This window comes from Microbulbifer salipaludis, from assembly GCF_017303155.1.
GTDB classification, from domain to species: Bacteria; Pseudomonadota; Gammaproteobacteria; order Pseudomonadales; family Cellvibrionaceae; genus Microbulbifer; species Microbulbifer salipaludis.
In genome coordinates this window covers 532,312-547,557 of sequence record NZ_JAEKJR010000002.1, presented here as the reverse complement: position 1 = coordinate 547,557, position 15,246 = coordinate 532,312, and the positions used below count along the sequence as shown (strand labels likewise).

Genomic DNA, 15,246 nt, shown 5'->3' with positions numbered 1-15,246 from the left:
TTCTTATTCAGTTTCCGTAAGTATCTTCACGTCAGCGCAGCTTCAGGGTCGCCAGTCCGGCGAGCACCAAAACTACGGTAATAATCCAGAAACGCACAATCACTCGCGGCTCTGGCCAGCCCTTCAATTCGAAATGATGGTGTAGCGGCGCCATTCGAAAAATGCGCTTGCCAGTCAACTTGAAGGATGCGACCTGCAAAATAACCGACACTGTTTCCATCACGAACACGCCACCCATAATGAACAGCACAATTTCGTGGCGGGTAATCACCGCGATGATTCCCAGCGCTGCACCCAGTGCGAGTGCACCCACGTCACCCATAAAAACCTGTGCCGGGTAGGTGTTAAACCAGAGGAAGCCAAGTCCTGCCCCGCCCAGCGCCGCACAGAACACCGCCAGCTCACCGGCACCCGAAATCGACGGGATATGCAGGTAGGTGGCAAACTCCACGTGGCCGACCAGATAGGCAATAACACCCAGGGCGCCGCCCACCATCACCGAGGGCATAATCGCGAGACCATCCAGGCCATCCGTGAGGTTGACCGCATTACTCGAGCCAACCACCACGAAATAGGTCAGCACAATAAAGCCCACTGGGCCCAGGTTGATCGCAACGTCCTTGAAAAACGGCACAAACAATTGCGTCTCCGCCGGTGAGGTCGCACTCATATACAGGTAAATCGCCGCGCCCAGACCCGCTACCGATTGCCAGAAATACTTCCACCGCGCGATCAGTCCACGAGAATTCTTCTCGACGACTTTCTTGTAGTCATCGACAAACCCAACAGCACCAAACACGAACGTCACCAGAAGCGTCACCCACACCAGGCGATTACTCAGGTCCGACCACAGCAACGCACCGGAAAAAATGGCTGCGAGAATCAGGGTGCCGCCCATGGTTGGCGTCCCGGATTTGCTGAGGTGCGATTGCGGACCGTCATCGCGCACCGCCTGGCCCACCTGCAGGCGGTTCAGCCAGGTAATCATGCGGGGGCCCACCAGCAACGAAATACCCAACGCAGTGAGCGCGCCAAGAATGGCGCGCACGGTCAGGTAGTTGAAGACCGAAAAGCCTTTCACGTACTGTTGTAAATATTCAGCCAGCCATAGCAGCATCGTTAAAACCTTTATTGATTCCCGTCGGTAAGCGCTTGTACCACCAGTTCCATACGCGCGCTGCGGGAACCTTTCACCAGCACCGTAGTGCCTTCATCCAACTCCGGCACCAGCGCCTGAATCAGGGCTTCGCGCTCGGAGAAATTTCTCGGGTTGTGTTGATGGCCGGAGGCGAACTCAATACTCGCCGCCGCACTCAATGGACCGAGAGTAAACAGTTGATCGATTCCGCGCTCCAACGCCAGGCGCCCCATTTCACGGTGCGACTTGTCGGCGTCTGGCCCCAGCTCCGCCATATCACCAAGCACCAGAATTTTTTTACCGTCGCGCTGTGCCAGCAGCTCGATTGCCGCACTGACGGATCCGGGGTTTGCGTTGTAGCTGTCATCGATTACGGCGGCACCGGACTTGCCCCGGAAAGACTGCATGCGTCCGCCGACACTGCCGGCAAGGCTAAGCCCCTCGGCGATTTCCGCCACCGGGATACCTGCGGCATAGGCGCAGCCGGCAGCCACCAAAGCGTTATGCACGTTATGCTCGCCCAGTAGCTGAAGCTTCACCGGGTGCGACACACCTTCAATCACCAGGTCAAATGCCGGGCAACCCAGTGCGTTCAACACGATGTTGTCCGGGTGCACCGCCCACTGATGGCCAAAACCGACCTCCAAGGTGCGCACGCCCTCGGGCATTCTGCCGCGCCAGTAGTCTGCGTAATTGTCATCGGCGTTGACCACCGCAACACCGCCGTTTTGCAGGCTGGTGTATATCTGCCCTTTGGCAGTGGCAATGCCATCGATCGAGCCGAAGCCTTCCACATGCGCCGGCATGACATTGTTCACCGCGGTGATTTGCGGTTTGGCAATGCTGCACAAATAGCCGATTTCATCTGGCCCACTCGCGCCCATCTCCACGATCATCACCTGATGTTCAGGCTCCAGCGAGAAGAGCGTCATGGGAACGCCAAAATGATTGTTCAGGTTGCCCTGGGTCACGCACACCTTGTGGCGCTGGCCAAAAATGGCCGACAGCATTTCCTTGACGGTCGTTTTGCCGCAGGATCCGGTTATGCCGATCACCGGCCCGTCGAATTGCTCACGACACAGCAGGCCAATCTGCCCGAGTGCGATGGTGGTGTCAGCGACCACCCACTGGGGTAGCTCCGAACCTTCAATCGGCTGTTCGGTGACAACACCACGGACTTTCCCCTCCAGTTGACCGAGGAAATCGTGCGCGTCGAAATTTTCCCCACGCAGAGCAACGAACAGTGCTTCATTGTCGAGCTTGCGTGTATCAGTGCACACCGCACTAAACTCGATGGAACCGTTCAGCAACTCGCCACCGAAGCGCTGCTGCAACTGCTGCAAAGACAGGGGGGCAATCATCCGCGGCTACCCTCCAGTGTCTGGCCTTTACGATCCGCCATGGCCTTGGAGGCCTGCTCGCGATCACAGAAATGCAGCTTTTCACCCGCAATCAATTGGTAGTCTTCATGTCCTTTGCCGGCAATCAAAATGGTATCGCCAGGGGCGGCCGCATGGATGGCGTGCCGGATAGCCTCGGCGCGATCGACCTTTACCATACAGCGATCGCTGTCGGTGCCGCCGTCAATGCCCGCAAGGATCTCATCGATGATGGCCTGCGGGTCTTCACCGCGGGGGTTGTCACTGGTCACTACCGCATAATCCGCTAGCTCCGCGGCGATCCGGCCCATTGGCGCACGCTTGCCATTATCGCGATCACCGCCACAACCAAACACGCACCACAGTTTGTTCCGGCAATAGGGACGCGCAGCTTCCAGGGCGGCACGCAGGGCATCCGGGGTATGCGCGTAATCCACCAGCACGCTGATTTCATTCACTTCACCGCTGGATACCCTCTCCATACGACCGGGAACCGGCTGGATATTCGGGAACTCCGCGAGAATGCTGTCGAGCGGCATTCCTGCAGACGCAGCAGCAGCCACTACCGCCAAGGTGTTGTGAATATTGAAGTCGCCGATCAGCGGAGCGTGCAGCTCGCCTTCACCCCAGGGAGTAATCAGACGCACGGAAAATCCATCGTCGAGACGTTTGAGATCACGCACCTGCAGATCGCCGGACTGCAGGCCATAGGTAATCACCTTGAGTCCACGCAGTTTGCAGCGTTCCACCATCTGTGCGCCAAACGGGTCATCGATATTGATCACGCCACGCTTGAGTTTTGGCAGGCCAAACAGTTTTTCTTTCGCTGCGCCATAGGCGGCCATGTTGCCGTGGTAATCCAGATGGTCCCGGGTCAGGTTGGTGAACACCGCGGTGTCGAAAACCAGGCCGTGTACCCGCCCCTGCGCGAGAGAATGGGATGAGACTTCCATCGCCGCGGCGCGCGCGCCATCGTCGAGAAACGCAGCGTAATCCGCCTGCAAGCGCACGGGGTCGGGGGTCGTCAGGCCGGTTTCCTGCAGGGTAATTTCACCGTCCTTCCATACGCCGTTGCCGATCGTGCCCATTACGGCCGCACAGCCAAAATGCTTGGCGAGCAGTTGCGAAGTCAGGTAGGCACAGGTGGACTTGCCGTTGGTGCCGGTCACTCCCACCAGGTACATGGACTCTGAGGGATGCCCGTAAAAACGCGCCGCGATTTCACCTACCCGCGCCGCAAGCCCCGGCACGGTAACAATCTGCACACCGTTATGCGCCCGGGTGCCGAGCGCATCGCCATCGGCGAGTACTGCCGCGGCACCATTGTCGATCGCGGCATCGATATACTCCCGGCCGTCCACCACGGTACCGCGCAGGGCCATAAACACATCCCCGGGCTTCACCTGGCGACTATCCAGGGCCACGCCCGTCACCGCAACATCTGGAATACCCGCATAGCCCGGCACCAGATTAACCAGGGATGCTGTGCGATTCTGTAGTTCGTTAGGCTGGGTCACGATGTTGTACCTCTCTCGTCCAGCTGTGTCGCCAACTGCCGTTCCGCAGGGACGATCTTCTCCGGCGGCACCTGCAGCAGGCGCATCGCTCCGGTCATAACTTTGCCGAAAACCGGCGCGGCGACTTCACCGCCGTAGTATTTGGCGTGGCTGGGATCATCAATCACCACCACCGCGGCCAGGCGCGGGTTTTCTGCGGGCACGAATCCGGCAAACACCGAGCGATAGCGATTGTCCACATAGCCCTCGCTTCCGACCTTGTGCACGGTGCCCGTCTTGCCCGCTACCCGGTAGCCGTCAACCGCCGCGCGCTTACCGGTGCCCTCGGGGCCGATTACGGTCTCCAGCATGGCGGTCACTTCCCGCGCCAGTGCCGCATCGACAACGCGCTCACCGTCTACAGACGCCGTTTTACCCTGAGCCAAAATCAGCGAAACCGGGCGCTTGAGCCCGGCGTTAGCGACCACACTGTAGGCTTGGGCAAGCTGCACGGCATTCACCGTCAACCCATAGCCAAAAGCAAAATTCGCCAGTTCAATGGGATGCCATCGATCCCGGGTGGGCAAAATTCCCGGCGCCTCCCCGGGGAACCCACTACCTACCGCCTCGCCGAGCCCCATCCGATAGAAGAGTCCGCGCAGGGACTCTGGCTCCAAATCCATCGCCACCTTGGTGATGCCCACCTGGCTGGACTTGGTGATGACCTTTGTCAGATCAATTTCGCCAAAATTCACCGGATCCAGCAGGGTCTTGCCCGGCAGGCGGATATACCCGGGGCTGGTATCGATGCGGGTGTGCGGCTGGTAGCGTCCGGTTTCCAGCGCCGCCAGCGCAGTCAGCGGCTTGATGGTGGAACCGGGCTCAAACTGGTCGATGAGTGCTCGATTGCGCATCGCCGCCGCCTTTACACCCTGGCGGTTATTCGGGTTAAAGGACGGCTGATTGGCCATGGCCAGCACATCCCCACTGCGGGTATCCAGAATCACCATAAAGCCCGAAGCGGCGCCGTTTTCCGACACCGCTTTTTTGAGTTCCCGGTACGCCAGGTACTGCAGCCGCATATCGATCGTGAGCTGAAGATCGCGCCCCGGGCGGGCCTCCTGCTTGACCGCCAGATCCTGCACGGTGCGCCCCTTCAAATCTTTCACCACCTGGCGCTTACCCGCTTCACCCGCCAGAGACTGCTCGTAGGCGAGCTCCAGCCCCTCCTGTCCGAGATCGTCAATATTAGTAAAGCCCAGTAGCTGCGCCGTGACCTCACCGGCTGGGTAAAAGCGGCGGTATTCTTTCTTGCTGTAGACCCCGGCAATATCCAGCGCCAGCACTGCGCCGGCCTGCTCCGGCATCATATGCCGGCGCAGATACATGAAACCTTTGTTGCGGTACTTCTCAAGGCGTTTGGCCAGGCGCGCGGGAGGCGTACCCACGGCTGCCGCAAGGGCGCGTAATTCTTCCGCGCTCGCCTCTTTCAACAACTGAGGGTTGGCCCAGATCGTCTGAACCGGGGTGCTTACTGCCAGCAATTCACCGTTGCGGTCGAGTATGGAACCCCGGTAAGCGGCAATTTCCTCGGTGCGAATGGTGCGCGCACGCCCCTGATCCTGCAGGAAGCGGTAGCCTTTATCCTGCTCCGGCAGTACCTGCAAACCGGCGAGATGCACAACCAGGGCCACAGCCAGCAGGCACAGCAAACCGGCCACCAGCGCAAAGCGCCAGCGGGCAATTCCCGGCTGTTGTGGCTGTTTTTTCACTGCACCCATGACGGATCATTTCCCTGCGCTGCTCGCGCACTCTTTATAATTTGCTGTTTCCCCACACACGAACGCGGCTCAACTCAACGCCGCCCCCACACTGCCGCTACTAGCGCCCGGAGGTCACCAGAACCCTCTCATCGGGTGCTGGCGCTCGCATGTTCAATTCTTCTCGCGCCACTTGCTCGATCCGGCTGTAGGCAGACCAGGCTCCGCGCTCCAGCAACAAACGTTCTTGTTCGTAACGCAGCTCATCGCGCACCCTTTGCGCCTGCTCCAACTTTGCGGTCAGTGCCCTGCTCTGCTGGGTGGTGCTTACGACGCCCAGCGACGACAGCATCACCAACAACCAAAGCACTGCCAGCATCCATTTATTTGCGCGCACTTCACTCACCACACAATGCTCAGCCCAGCCGCTCGGCGATACGCATCACCGCGCTGCGCGAGCGCACGTTTTCCCCCACTTCCTGCGACTCGGCTTTGACCGCCTTCCCCACCGAACGCAGTGTCCTGTGGATCTGGCTATCCATAACCGGCAGTCCACGGGGTAATTGCGGCCCCTTTTCCTGCTCGCGAATAAACCGCTTTACGATGCGGTCTTCCAACGAGTGGAAGCTGATCACCACCAGGCGCCCGCCCGGCTTGAGCAGTGCGAGCGACTTTTTCAGCGCCCCCTGAAGATCATCCAGCTCGCCATTGACGTGAATCCGGATGGCCTGGAACACCCGCGTGGAGGGGTGCTTGCCCTTTTCCCACGCTGGGTTTGCCGCCTTGACCACCTCGGCGAGATCCAGCGTGCGCGCAAATGGCTTTTCCGCCCGCCGGCGCACAATCGCCCCGGCCATACGGCGCGCAAAACGCTCCTCCCCGTACTCCTTGAACACCCGCGCCAACTCTGCCTCAGACTCGGTGTTCACCCACTCCGCGGCGCTGATGCCCCGGCTGGTGTCCATTCGCATGTCCAGCGGCCCATCCTGCATAAAGCTGAAGCCGCGCTCCGCTTGATCCAGCTGCGGTGACGACACGCCCAGGTCCAGCAAAATTCCGCTGACCTGCCCCATATGGCTCGCCGCGGCCTGGTCCATGTCGGCAAAAGAGCCGTGCCAGATATCAAAACGGGGCTCACCGGCGAATCGCTCACGGGCAAACTCAATGGCCTGCGGGTCCTTGTCGACCGCCAGAAGGTGCCCCGCCGGCCCCAGCCGTTCGAGCACCAGGGCACTGTGCCCGCCACGCCCGAAGGTTCCATCGATATAAAAGCCGTCAGGATCCACCACCAGGGCGTCCACAGCTTCGCGCAACAACACACTGCGATGCAGATCCTGGGACACCCATCTCTCCTGCGTTTGCCAAATTTTGTTTCAATGCGCCAGCCGACAGCGCCTTACAGGGAAAGCGAGGCCATCTCTTCTGGCATCTCACCATCACCTTCACTGTCGTCAAGCCAGTTCATCCAGCGGTCTTCGCTCCACAACTCGAGCTTCTTGCCCTGACCGACCAGCATCAGCTTCTTCTCCAGCCCCGCGTACTCGCGCAGGGTCGGCGGTATCAGGACGCGACCATTGGCATCCACCTGCAACTCACAGGCATAACCGATCAGCAGGCGCTGAGCCCGGCGCGCCACCTTGTTAAAGCTGGATAGTGCCTCAATCTTGGGAAGAATTTCACGCCACTGTGCCTCAGGATAGACGAGTAAGCAGCGCTCTTCCGTATGCGCCGTCACAACCAGACGACCAGCACAATCTTCCAGCAGCGAGTCCCTGACCCGCGCCGGAATGGCCAGACGCCCCTTGGCGTCCATATTGATTGCGTGGCTTCCCAGATACATGGATCAGTTTCCGCGATCGTTCCTGGCTGCGTTTTCATTGTGACCAGCGAAATAGTGCGCGTTTTCTCTCAGCAGGGCGTGATTAACCACTTACAACCACACTCAACCCACCAAGACCCACAAAATTCCACTTTTCTCCACCTACGACACTATAAATCTGACCACCACAAAGTCAAGGAAATAGAAGGCATCTGCATAGAAAAGGCCCAGTATTTTCGCGGGCTGCAGGCGAAGTGTTCACATTTCAGGCGCAGCCCAAGGCGGGCAATTATTCAACAAAGCAAGCACTTACTTTTGCAAGCTCACAAGTTACTTTAAGTATTGAAGGGAGCCCACTGAGGGCAAAGAGGAACCGCCGCTGTAAGCGGGCGCTAACTTGGGGCCTTTACCAGAAATAAAAATCGCGCCAGAAGCGGCCATTCACAGCGGCGCACCCAGCGGGGATTGACACGCCGAATGGGCGACATAGAACCCGAAAGCATATAAAGATCAGCTTTTATTATTTTTAACACCGCCAAAGTCGCTGTAGCGTTGCACCATTCAGTATTCATCAGGAATTCACGACCATGGGCGTTTCAGCAGGACTCAGCGAGCAGACCGCGTCCTCCCCAACCTTCCACCACAATGCGGACCTCGCGGCGCTCAACCAGCGCTTTAAAGGCTGCAAGCCCAGTGAAATCATGAAGTTCACCATCGCCGAGGCAGAAAACCCGGTGGTGTTCACCAACTTTCGCCCTCTGGCTATCGCGTTCCTGCACCTGGTCACCCGCGCCAAACCCGACATCCCCGTCATCTGGGTCGATCACGGCTACAACACACCGGAGACCTATCGTCATATCGAGAAGGTCATCCAGCTGCTGGACCTCAACCTGCACACCTACTCCCCCAAGATGTCTGCGGCGCATTTCAATGCCGTGCACGGCGGCATCCCCCCGCTGGACACGCCGGAGCACGATTTCTTCTCCCGCACGGTCAAGCTGGAGCCCTTCAATCGCGCCATGCAGGAATTGAAGCCCGACGTCTGGCTGAATGGCATCCGCCACGACCAGAATGCCCACCGCAAGGGGCTCGATATCTTCACCAAGGGTAATCACGGCACTATTCGTGTGGCGCCGATGTTCCACCTGCGGGAGATTGACGTGGAAGAGTATGTTTACGAGCACGACCTGCCGGACAACGATGTGTACTTCGACCCCACCAAGGGCGAGGAACACCGCGAGTGCGGGCTGCTGCTGCAGAAATAACGCGGCAAAATCGGTCCGCACAACCGAATTGGGAGTTTTAAGGAAGTTACACGGACGTACTGCCAGGGATGGCTTTCGACCTGCGGCGCACTTTCGCACCGCAACGGTCGAGCACAGGGAATTTGTTGAGCCAGCCGATAAGCCGGGTTCTGTCGAGGACAATCATTCATCTGGGATGCCTGTCACCAGACACCTCAAGCGACCTACCCGCCCCCAGTGCGGGTCACACCTACAAGCTTTCGCTATCGGGGGCCTATTTGGTCTTGCTCCGAACGGGGTTTACCGTGCCGCGAACTGTTACCAGTCGCGCGGTGCGCTCTTACCGCACCCTTTCACCCTTACCTGTGCTCCCGAAGAAGCCATCGGCGGTCTACTCTCTGCTGCACTTTCCGTAGGCTCGCGCCCCCCAGGCGTTACCTGGCGTTCCACCCTATGGAGCCCGGACTTTCCTCCACCTCACCACTCGAAAGCAGTGAAACAGCGATTGCCTGGCTGGCTCGGCGCGAAGAGTAATGACGCCCCCACGGGAATGCAACTCGTTCGTGGCATTTGCCCGCTATTTTTGCGCGAGAGACCAGTTGTAGAGCAGCTTCTTGTTCACGCCGGTAATCTCTGCCGCCACCGCAGCAGCGCGCTTGGGAGGGAGCTCGGCCAGCAACAACCTCATGACCCGTTCGGCCTCGGCATCCAACTCTGCGGACTGCCCCTCATCGGCACCGCGCACCAACAGGGCGATCTCGCCGCGCTGCTGATTGCTATCGGCGCGCACCCACTCCACCAGTTCCGCCAGCGGCAGCAGGTGAATCGTCTCGAACGCCTTGGTCAACTCCCGGGCGATCACCGCCTCGCGGGCATTTCCGAACACTTGCCGCATGGTATCGAGGGTGTCCAGCACCCGATGTGGCGCCTCATAGAAAACCATGGTGCGCGTTTCTTTCTCCAGCCCGCGCAGCGCCTTCTCACGAGCCAGCGCCTTGGCAGGCAGAAAACCCTCGAAGGTAAAACGGTCACTGGGCAGGCCAGCCGCCGACAGTGCCGCCACAAACGCACAGGGCCCCGGAATAGGAACCACGCTGAAGCCCCGCTCGCGCGCTTCGCGCACCAGCCGGTACCCGGGGTCAGAAATCAGCGGGGTGCCGGCATCGGAGATCAGGGCGACCGTCTGCCCCTGCTCCAGACGCTGCAGAATTTTCGTGGTCCGCTGGTCATCGGAATGGTCGTGATAGGCCACCAACGGTGTATCGATGGAAAAATGGGAAAAAAGTCGCTGACTGTGACGGGTGTCTTCCGCCGCCACCAGATCCGCCGATTGTAGAACTTCCACCGCTCGCGGTACCATATCCGCCAAATTGCCAATGGGCGTCGCGACGATATAGAGCACCGCTGTATCCAGCCCCATAGTTCACTCCAGAATAAGTTTTGTGGGAGAAGAATATGTCCGCCCTGTACCGGCGAATTCCTTACATTTTCAATGGCCTGGCCGCCGCCACCCTGGCTTTGGCCCTGGCGGGCTGCCAGACCCCCAGCAGCCAGCCCGGCGCCCAGATACCGGCGACACCCGGTGATACCACCACTGCCAGCCGCCAAAGCGCCGTGCGCTTGCTGAACCAGGCGCGCCAGCTTCCATCCCCGGAGAAAGACCGCGCGCAACTGCAAGCGGCCGCCATTCTATACACTCTGGGCGATAACGCGACGCTTCGGCAAGCGGCGAGCACTATTGATGCGGAACAACTGACCGACACCGAGTACGCCAAGTACGCCCAGGTGTACGGCAGCGCCCTGGCGGCAGACGACGAGTTTTTCACTGCCCTGGATCTGGTGAGCGCCCCGCGCCTGGAGCAGGCCTGGTTCCAGATTCCGGCCGATACCGCCCTGCCACTGCGCAACCTGCGCGCCGATCTGTGGAACCTGATGGGCGATATCGACAGTGGTATCGCGGAACGTCAGCGTATTGCGCCACTGGCGCGGGAAGACGATGCCATCGCCGCCAATAACAACGGGCTCTGGCAGCTGCTGACCCAGCTCCCCTCAACGGAGCTTCGTCTGCGCGCCGAGGAGAGCCTGGACCCAAAAATGCGCGCTTGGTACGAGCTCGCCCTGCTCGGCCGCGACACCCAGGCGGACATCAGCACCCAGCTGAGCGCCCTGAACCGCTGGCGCCAGCAGTGGCCGAATCACACGGCCGTTTCGCACCCGCCACAGGCCCTGCAACTGCTGGAGCAACTGGCTTCGCAACGCGCACAGAACGTGGCCCTGCTGCTGCCCCTCTCCGGCCCCCTCGGAAGCGCGGGCCGGGCCATCCGGGATGGCTTTATGGCCGCCTATTACAGTGCTCTGGACGCCGGTGCACCCACCCCTCAGGTCCAGGTGTATGACACGGGCCGAGACCAGCCCTTTGAAGAGATATACCAGACCGCAATCAACAACGGTGCGCAGGCCATTGTAGGCCCTCTGGACAAAAGCAAGGTCGCAAACCTGCTCGCCACAGAAATGCTGCCAGTCCCGACCCTCGCTCTCAATTACGGGGACCAGGGCCGGCTGACGCACGACCTGGTGCAGTTCGGCCTCGCCATTGAAGATGAAGCCCGTCAGGTGGCGCGCCAGGCCTACCGGCAGGGACACCGCCAGGCGATGATTCTGGCCCCGGAGTCCAGCTGGGGGCAACGCGGGCTTGCGGCCTTTACCGAGGAGTGGAACCAGCTCGGCGGCAGCGTGACCGAGAGCCGCAACTATCGGGATAACTCCAACTTCTCACAGCTGGTCAGCGATGCCCTGCTGATCCCGGAGAGCAAAGAGCGCGAGCGGGAATTGCGCAGCAAACTGGCATCGCCATTGAAATTCACCCCGCGTCGCCGCGGCGATGTGGACATGCTGTTTGTACTGGCCCAGCCGCAACAGGCACGCCAGATCAAACCCATGCTGTCATTTTTCTACGCGGGCGAGCTTCCGGTTTTTTCCACCTCACAGATCTTTGCCGGCACTGTGGACCGACAAAGGGACCGGGACATCAACGGCGTACGCTTTACCGCCCTGCCCTGGCTGTTTGAAGACGACAACGAGACCAAGCAGAATATCGAACGGCAGGCCGCACCCGCTCCGGCATTTGCACGTCTTTATGCCCTCGGTGCCGACGCCTTCCGCCTGTATCCGCGCCTGCCCATACTCCGTCAGTTTCCTGAACAACAGGTGTATGGGCTGACGGGAGCCCTGAGCCTGACGGCAGATGGCCGTATCGTGCGGGAACAAATCTGGGCAAAAATCGATAAAGGCGCACCGGTTCCAATCACTACCAGTGAGAGCAGCCAGCTGCCTGCAAACAGCAGCGACCGTGTGAGCATCGCTGAATAGTTGTGGAAAATACGTGCCCGCCAGGCAACCCTCTCACGGATGCGAGGGCAGTGAATAAAGAATGGTATGGATACCGTACGCATGGATACAACCGATGTTGGCAACCAAATGGAAGCGGTTGCCGAGCGGCATCTCAAGGACGCCGGGCTGCGGATTGTGGAGCGGAACTTTCGCGGCCGCTTTGGCGAAATCGATCTGATTGCCCGCGACGGCAGAACCCTGGTATTTGTGGAAGTGCGCTACCGACGCAGCCGCCGTTTTGGTGGCGCAGGTGTATCGGTAGACTTCCGTAAACAGCGCAAGCTGCTGGCCACCGCCAGCGGCTACTTGCAATACCGAAAACTGGACTGCCCGTGCCGCTTCGATGTCATCACCATTGAACAAAGCAATAGTGGTGGCACTTCACTGAATATCGACTGGATAATAAACGCCTTCGGGCAATAGGCTCACACTGATGGGAACCTCAGAATAAATGGAACAGCGCGTAGTAACCCTGTTTCACCACAGCATTGAAGCAACCATGAATGCTGGTGAACTTTTGGCACCGTTGATTGCCGAAGCCAGCGAGATGATCGTGCACACTCTGCTGGCTGAAAATAAACTCCTGATCTGTGGCAACGGCCTGAGCGGTGCACTCTCACAAAGTTTTTCAGCCCAGTTAATGGGAGGCTTTGAGCGGGAGCGACCAGGCCTGCCTGCGCTTGCGCTCAATGGCGATGCAATTACCACGGGTACCGTGGCACGCAATCACGGTCGCGCCGAGTCCTACGCGCGCCAGATCCGGGCACTGGGCCAGCCGGGTGATCTGCTGGTTCTCATCAGCACCGATGGCAGTGACTCCAACCTGGTCCAGGCCATACGTGCGGCCCACGACCGGGAGATGGGTGTTCTCGCGCTCACCGGTGGCGAGAGTGACAGCAACTGTACGGCGCTGCTGGATGTGCACGACATCGAACTACGCGTGCCTTCGCCGGTGGCATCGGAAGTGCATCAGGTTCACCTGCTGACCCTGTTCTGCCTGTGCGACCTGATCGACAGCAGCCTGTTTGGCGGATACGAGGAATGATCCATGCAACTGATTACAGGTAAACCCTTTATGAAACCGGTCAAGCTGGCCATTGCGGCCTGCACATTTTCCATTCTGGGTGGCTGTGCCACCGTTCTGGACGCAACCCATGACGGCCCCATTCAACCGGATCCGGGTGAGCGTAGCTTCGGAACCTATATCGATGACCAGCAGCTGGAAACCATCACCAAGGTGAATATTGGCAAGGCCCACCCGCAATTGAAGGCGGCCAATATCGACGCAGTCAGCTTCAATGGGGTGGTCCTGCTCACCGGGCAGGTTCCCAGCAACGAACTGCGCAACCTGGCTGGTGCCACCGCACAACAGGTGCACTCCGTTCGCCAGGTCTACAATGAAATTCAGGTGCGAGGCACCACGTCCATGCTGGCCCGCACCAGCGACACCTGGCTGACCACCAAAGTGAAAAGCGCGCTGCTCGCCGACAAGGAAATCGACAGCGGTCGCATCAAGGTGGTTACCGAAAACGGTGTGGTCTACCTAATGGGCCTACTGACCCGTCAGGAAGCGGAAAACGCGGCGGAAAAAACACGCACTGTGGGCGGGGTACAGAAAGTGGTCAAGGCGGTGGAGTACATCGACTGACGTACCGCTGGAATTGACCAAAAAAAACGGAGGCCAAAGCCTCCGTTTTTTTGTGCCGGGTTTTATGCCGGGTTTTATGCCGGGTTTTATGCCGGGCAAAAGACCATCAGGGGCGCTCTAGCGCAACCGCTGTAGCCTCACCGCCACCGATACACAAGCTCGCCACCCCTTTCTTGAGGTCGCGATTTTCCAGCGCTGCAAGCAGGGTCACGATAACGCGCGCACCGCTGGCACCCAGGGGATGCCCCAGGGCACAGGCACCACCATTCACGTTGACCTTGTCACGGGGCAGGTCCAATTCTTTCATGGCCGCCATGGTGACGACCGCAAAGGCTTCGTTGATCTCAAACAAATCGACCTCGCCTGCACTCCAACCCACTTGCTCCATCAGGTTCGCCATGGCGGACACCGGCGCCGTGGTAAACCATTCCGGTGCGTGCGCAAACTGGCTCTGCCCTTTCAATACCGCCAGGATTTTGGCGCCGCGGGCTTTGGCTTCGCTTTCGCGCATCAGCACCAGAGCGGCCGCACCATCGGAGATAGAACTGGCATTGGCTGCGGTGACGGTGCCATCCTTGCGGAAGGCCGGGCGCAGCTGGGGGATTTTATCCGGGCGCGCATTGCCAGGCCCCTCGTCCACCGACACTTCCACATCCCCTTTGCGACCACGGATGGTCACCGGGGTAATTTCCCGCTTAAAGGCACCGGCTTCAATCGCCCCACTGGCACGCGCCAGCGATTCCAGTGCAAACGCGTCCTGCTCTTCCCGGGAAAAGTCGTACTTGTCTGCGGTGCACTCGGCAAACTTGCCCATCAACTGACCGTCATACGCATTTTCGAGGCCGTCGGTGAACATATGATCCAGCACCTCCCCGTGACCGAGGCGCATGCCGCCGCGGGACTTGGGCAGCAGGTAAGGCGCATTGCTCATGCTTTCCATGCCACCAGCCACAACGACCTTGGCATCGCCGGCCAGCAGTGCGTTGCGCGCCATCATCACTGTTTTCATGCCCGAGCCACACACCTTGTTCACGGTAGTGGTGGGTGTCGCCTCCGGAATGCCGGCGCCCAGTGCTGCCTGACGCGCGGGCGCCTGCCCCAGACCTGCAGGCAGCACACAACCCATCAGAACCTCATCAACGTCGGTGGCCGCTACACCGGCATCGGCAAGCGCGCCGCGAATCGCGACGGCACCAAGCTCAGGGGCACTCAGGCCGGACAGCGCGCCCTGCATCGCACCCATGGGCGTGCGGGAAATTCCAACAATGACCACGGGGTCTGTAATTTGCTCACTCATGCTGTTATGACTCCAGTTTTAACGGCAACCGCCACAAAAAGATGACCAGTATTGCGGCGCGGCGTAATTTCGCGG

Annotated in this window: 14 protein-coding genes and 1 other RNA gene; 5 read left to right on the top strand and 10 right to left on the bottom strand. The window is 59.7% G+C overall.

The window, feature by feature from the left end; translation table 11 throughout:
* Positions 1–31: 31 nt before the first annotated feature.
* The 7 genes from mraY to mraZ all read right to left on the bottom strand — a co-directional run bounded on the left by mraY (position 32) and on the right by mraZ (position 7,613).
* Complete coding sequence (mraY, locus tag JF535_RS07985; protein ID WP_066966399.1) at positions 32–1,117, bottom strand: phospho-N-acetylmuramoyl-pentapeptide-transferase; 1,086 nt, start codon at positions 1,115–1,117, stop codon at positions 32–34.
* Between the two features lie 11 nt (positions 1,118–1,128).
* Positions 1,129–2,499 carry a UDP-N-acetylmuramoyl-tripeptide--D-alanyl-D-alanine ligase gene (locus JF535_RS07980; RefSeq protein ID WP_207000995.1) on the bottom strand — a complete coding sequence of 457 codons (1,371 nt, stop codon included), beginning with the start codon at positions 2,497–2,499 and terminating at the stop codon, positions 1,129–1,131.
* Positions 2,496–4,034, bottom strand: coding sequence for a UDP-N-acetylmuramoyl-L-alanyl-D-glutamate--2,6-diaminopimelate ligase (locus JF535_RS07975; RefSeq protein WP_340674144.1), 1,539 nt, complete (start codon positions 4,032–4,034; stop codon positions 2,496–2,498). Before JF535_RS07975 ends, JF535_RS07980 begins: the two co-directional genes overlap by 4 nt.
* Complete coding sequence (locus JF535_RS07970) at positions 4,031–5,794, bottom strand: peptidoglycan D,D-transpeptidase FtsI family protein (RefSeq protein WP_207000993.1); 1,764 nt, start codon at positions 5,792–5,794, stop codon at positions 4,031–4,033. Before JF535_RS07970 ends, JF535_RS07975 begins: the two co-directional genes overlap by 4 nt.
* 100 nt (positions 5,795–5,894) lie before the next feature.
* A complete protein-coding gene (ftsL, locus tag JF535_RS07965; RefSeq protein WP_340674143.1) occupies positions 5,895–6,179 on the bottom strand; it encodes a cell division protein FtsL in 285 nt (94 codons plus the stop codon).
* 10 nt (positions 6,180–6,189) lie between these two features.
* Complete coding sequence (rsmH, locus tag JF535_RS07960; RefSeq protein ID WP_207000991.1) at positions 6,190–7,116, bottom strand: 16S rRNA (cytosine(1402)-N(4))-methyltransferase RsmH; 927 nt, start codon at positions 7,114–7,116, stop codon at positions 6,190–6,192.
* Positions 7,117–7,169: 53 nt separating this feature from the next.
* Positions 7,170–7,613, bottom strand: a complete 444-nt coding sequence (gene mraZ / locus JF535_RS07955) for a division/cell wall cluster transcriptional repressor MraZ (protein WP_207000989.1) — start codon at positions 7,611–7,613, stop codon at positions 7,170–7,172.
* A gap of 566 nt (positions 7,614–8,179) precedes the next feature.
* Between mraZ and JF535_RS07950 the strand changes: the two genes are divergently transcribed.
* Positions 8,180–8,857 (top strand): phosphoadenosine phosphosulfate reductase domain-containing protein, encoded by a 678-nt coding sequence (locus tag JF535_RS07950; protein ID WP_066966420.1) that lies wholly within the window; start codon positions 8,180–8,182, stop codon positions 8,855–8,857.
* 122 nt (positions 8,858–8,979) lie between these two features.
* Here JF535_RS07950 and rnpB read toward each other — a convergent pair.
* Positions 8,980–9,357: RNase P RNA component class A (rnpB, locus tag JF535_RS07945), an RNA gene on the bottom strand.
* A 56-nt stretch (positions 9,358–9,413) separates the two neighbouring features.
* Positions 9,414–10,256: a 16S rRNA (cytidine(1402)-2'-O)-methyltransferase gene (rsmI, locus tag JF535_RS07940; RefSeq protein WP_207000987.1), complete on the bottom strand. Its 843-nt coding sequence runs from the start codon at positions 10,254–10,256 to the stop codon at positions 9,414–9,416.
* A gap of 35 nt (positions 10,257–10,291) precedes the next feature.
* On the opposite strand from rsmI, the gene JF535_RS07935 reads away from it, so the two are divergent.
* The 4 genes from JF535_RS07935 to JF535_RS07920 all read left to right on the top strand — a co-directional run bounded on the left by JF535_RS07935 (position 10,292) and on the right by JF535_RS07920 (position 13,874).
* Entirely contained in the window at positions 10,292–12,205 is a 1,914-nt protein-coding gene (locus tag JF535_RS07935; protein ID WP_207000985.1) for a penicillin-binding protein activator, read from the top strand.
* A gap of 66 nt (positions 12,206–12,271) precedes the next feature.
* Complete coding sequence (locus tag JF535_RS07930) at positions 12,272–12,649, top strand: YraN family protein (RefSeq protein WP_242523756.1); 378 nt, start codon at positions 12,272–12,274, stop codon at positions 12,647–12,649.
* Positions 12,650–12,677: 28 nt separating this feature from the next.
* Entirely contained in the window at positions 12,678–13,271 is a 594-nt protein-coding gene (locus JF535_RS07925; RefSeq protein WP_207000983.1) for an SIS domain-containing protein, read from the top strand.
* 3 nt (positions 13,272–13,274) lie between these two features.
* A complete protein-coding gene (locus tag JF535_RS07920; RefSeq protein WP_340674142.1) occupies positions 13,275–13,874 on the top strand; it encodes a BON domain-containing protein in 600 nt (199 codons plus the stop codon).
* 106 nt (positions 13,875–13,980) lie between these two features.
* On the opposite strand, the gene JF535_RS07915 is transcribed toward JF535_RS07920, so the two are convergent.
* Entirely contained in the window at positions 13,981–15,171 is a 1,191-nt protein-coding gene (locus JF535_RS07915) for an acetyl-CoA C-acyltransferase (RefSeq protein WP_207000981.1), read from the bottom strand.
* Positions 15,172–15,246 lie beyond the last annotated feature (75 nt).

Excerpts from the sequence above, each read along its gene's own strand:
- JF535_RS07920 (WP_340674142.1), top strand. The coding sequence starts at position 13,275 with ATGCAACTGATTACAGGTAAACCCTTTATGAAACCGGTCAAGCTGGCC.
- JF535_RS07980 (WP_207000995.1), bottom strand. The coding sequence starts at position 2,499 with ATGATTGCCCCCCTGTCTTTGCAGCAGTTGCAGCAGCGCTTCGGTGGC.
- rsmI (WP_207000987.1), bottom strand. The coding sequence starts at position 10,256 with ATGGGGCTGGATACAGCGGTGCTCTATATCGTCGCGACGCCCATTGGC.
- JF535_RS07970 (WP_207000993.1), bottom strand. The coding sequence starts at position 5,794 with ATGGGTGCAGTGAAAAAACAGCCACAACAGCCGGGAATTGCCCGCTGG.
- JF535_RS07915 (WP_207000981.1), bottom strand. The coding sequence starts at position 15,171 with ATGAGTGAGCAAATTACAGACCCCGTGGTCATTGTTGGAATTTCCCGC.
- mraY (WP_066966399.1), bottom strand. The coding sequence starts at position 1,117 with ATGCTGCTATGGCTGGCTGAATATTTACAACAGTACGTGAAAGGCTTT.
- JF535_RS07930 (WP_242523756.1), top strand. The coding sequence starts at position 12,272 with ATGGATACCGTACGCATGGATACAACCGATGTTGGCAACCAAATGGAA.
- mraZ (WP_207000989.1), bottom strand. The coding sequence starts at position 7,613 with ATGTATCTGGGAAGCCACGCAATCAATATGGACGCCAAGGGGCGTCTG.
- JF535_RS07935 (WP_207000985.1), top strand. The coding sequence starts at position 10,292 with ATGTCCGCCCTGTACCGGCGAATTCCTTACATTTTCAATGGCCTGGCC.
- JF535_RS07925 (WP_207000983.1), top strand. The coding sequence starts at position 12,678 with ATGGAACAGCGCGTAGTAACCCTGTTTCACCACAGCATTGAAGCAACC.
- JF535_RS07950 (WP_066966420.1), top strand. The coding sequence starts at position 8,180 with ATGGGCGTTTCAGCAGGACTCAGCGAGCAGACCGCGTCCTCCCCAACC.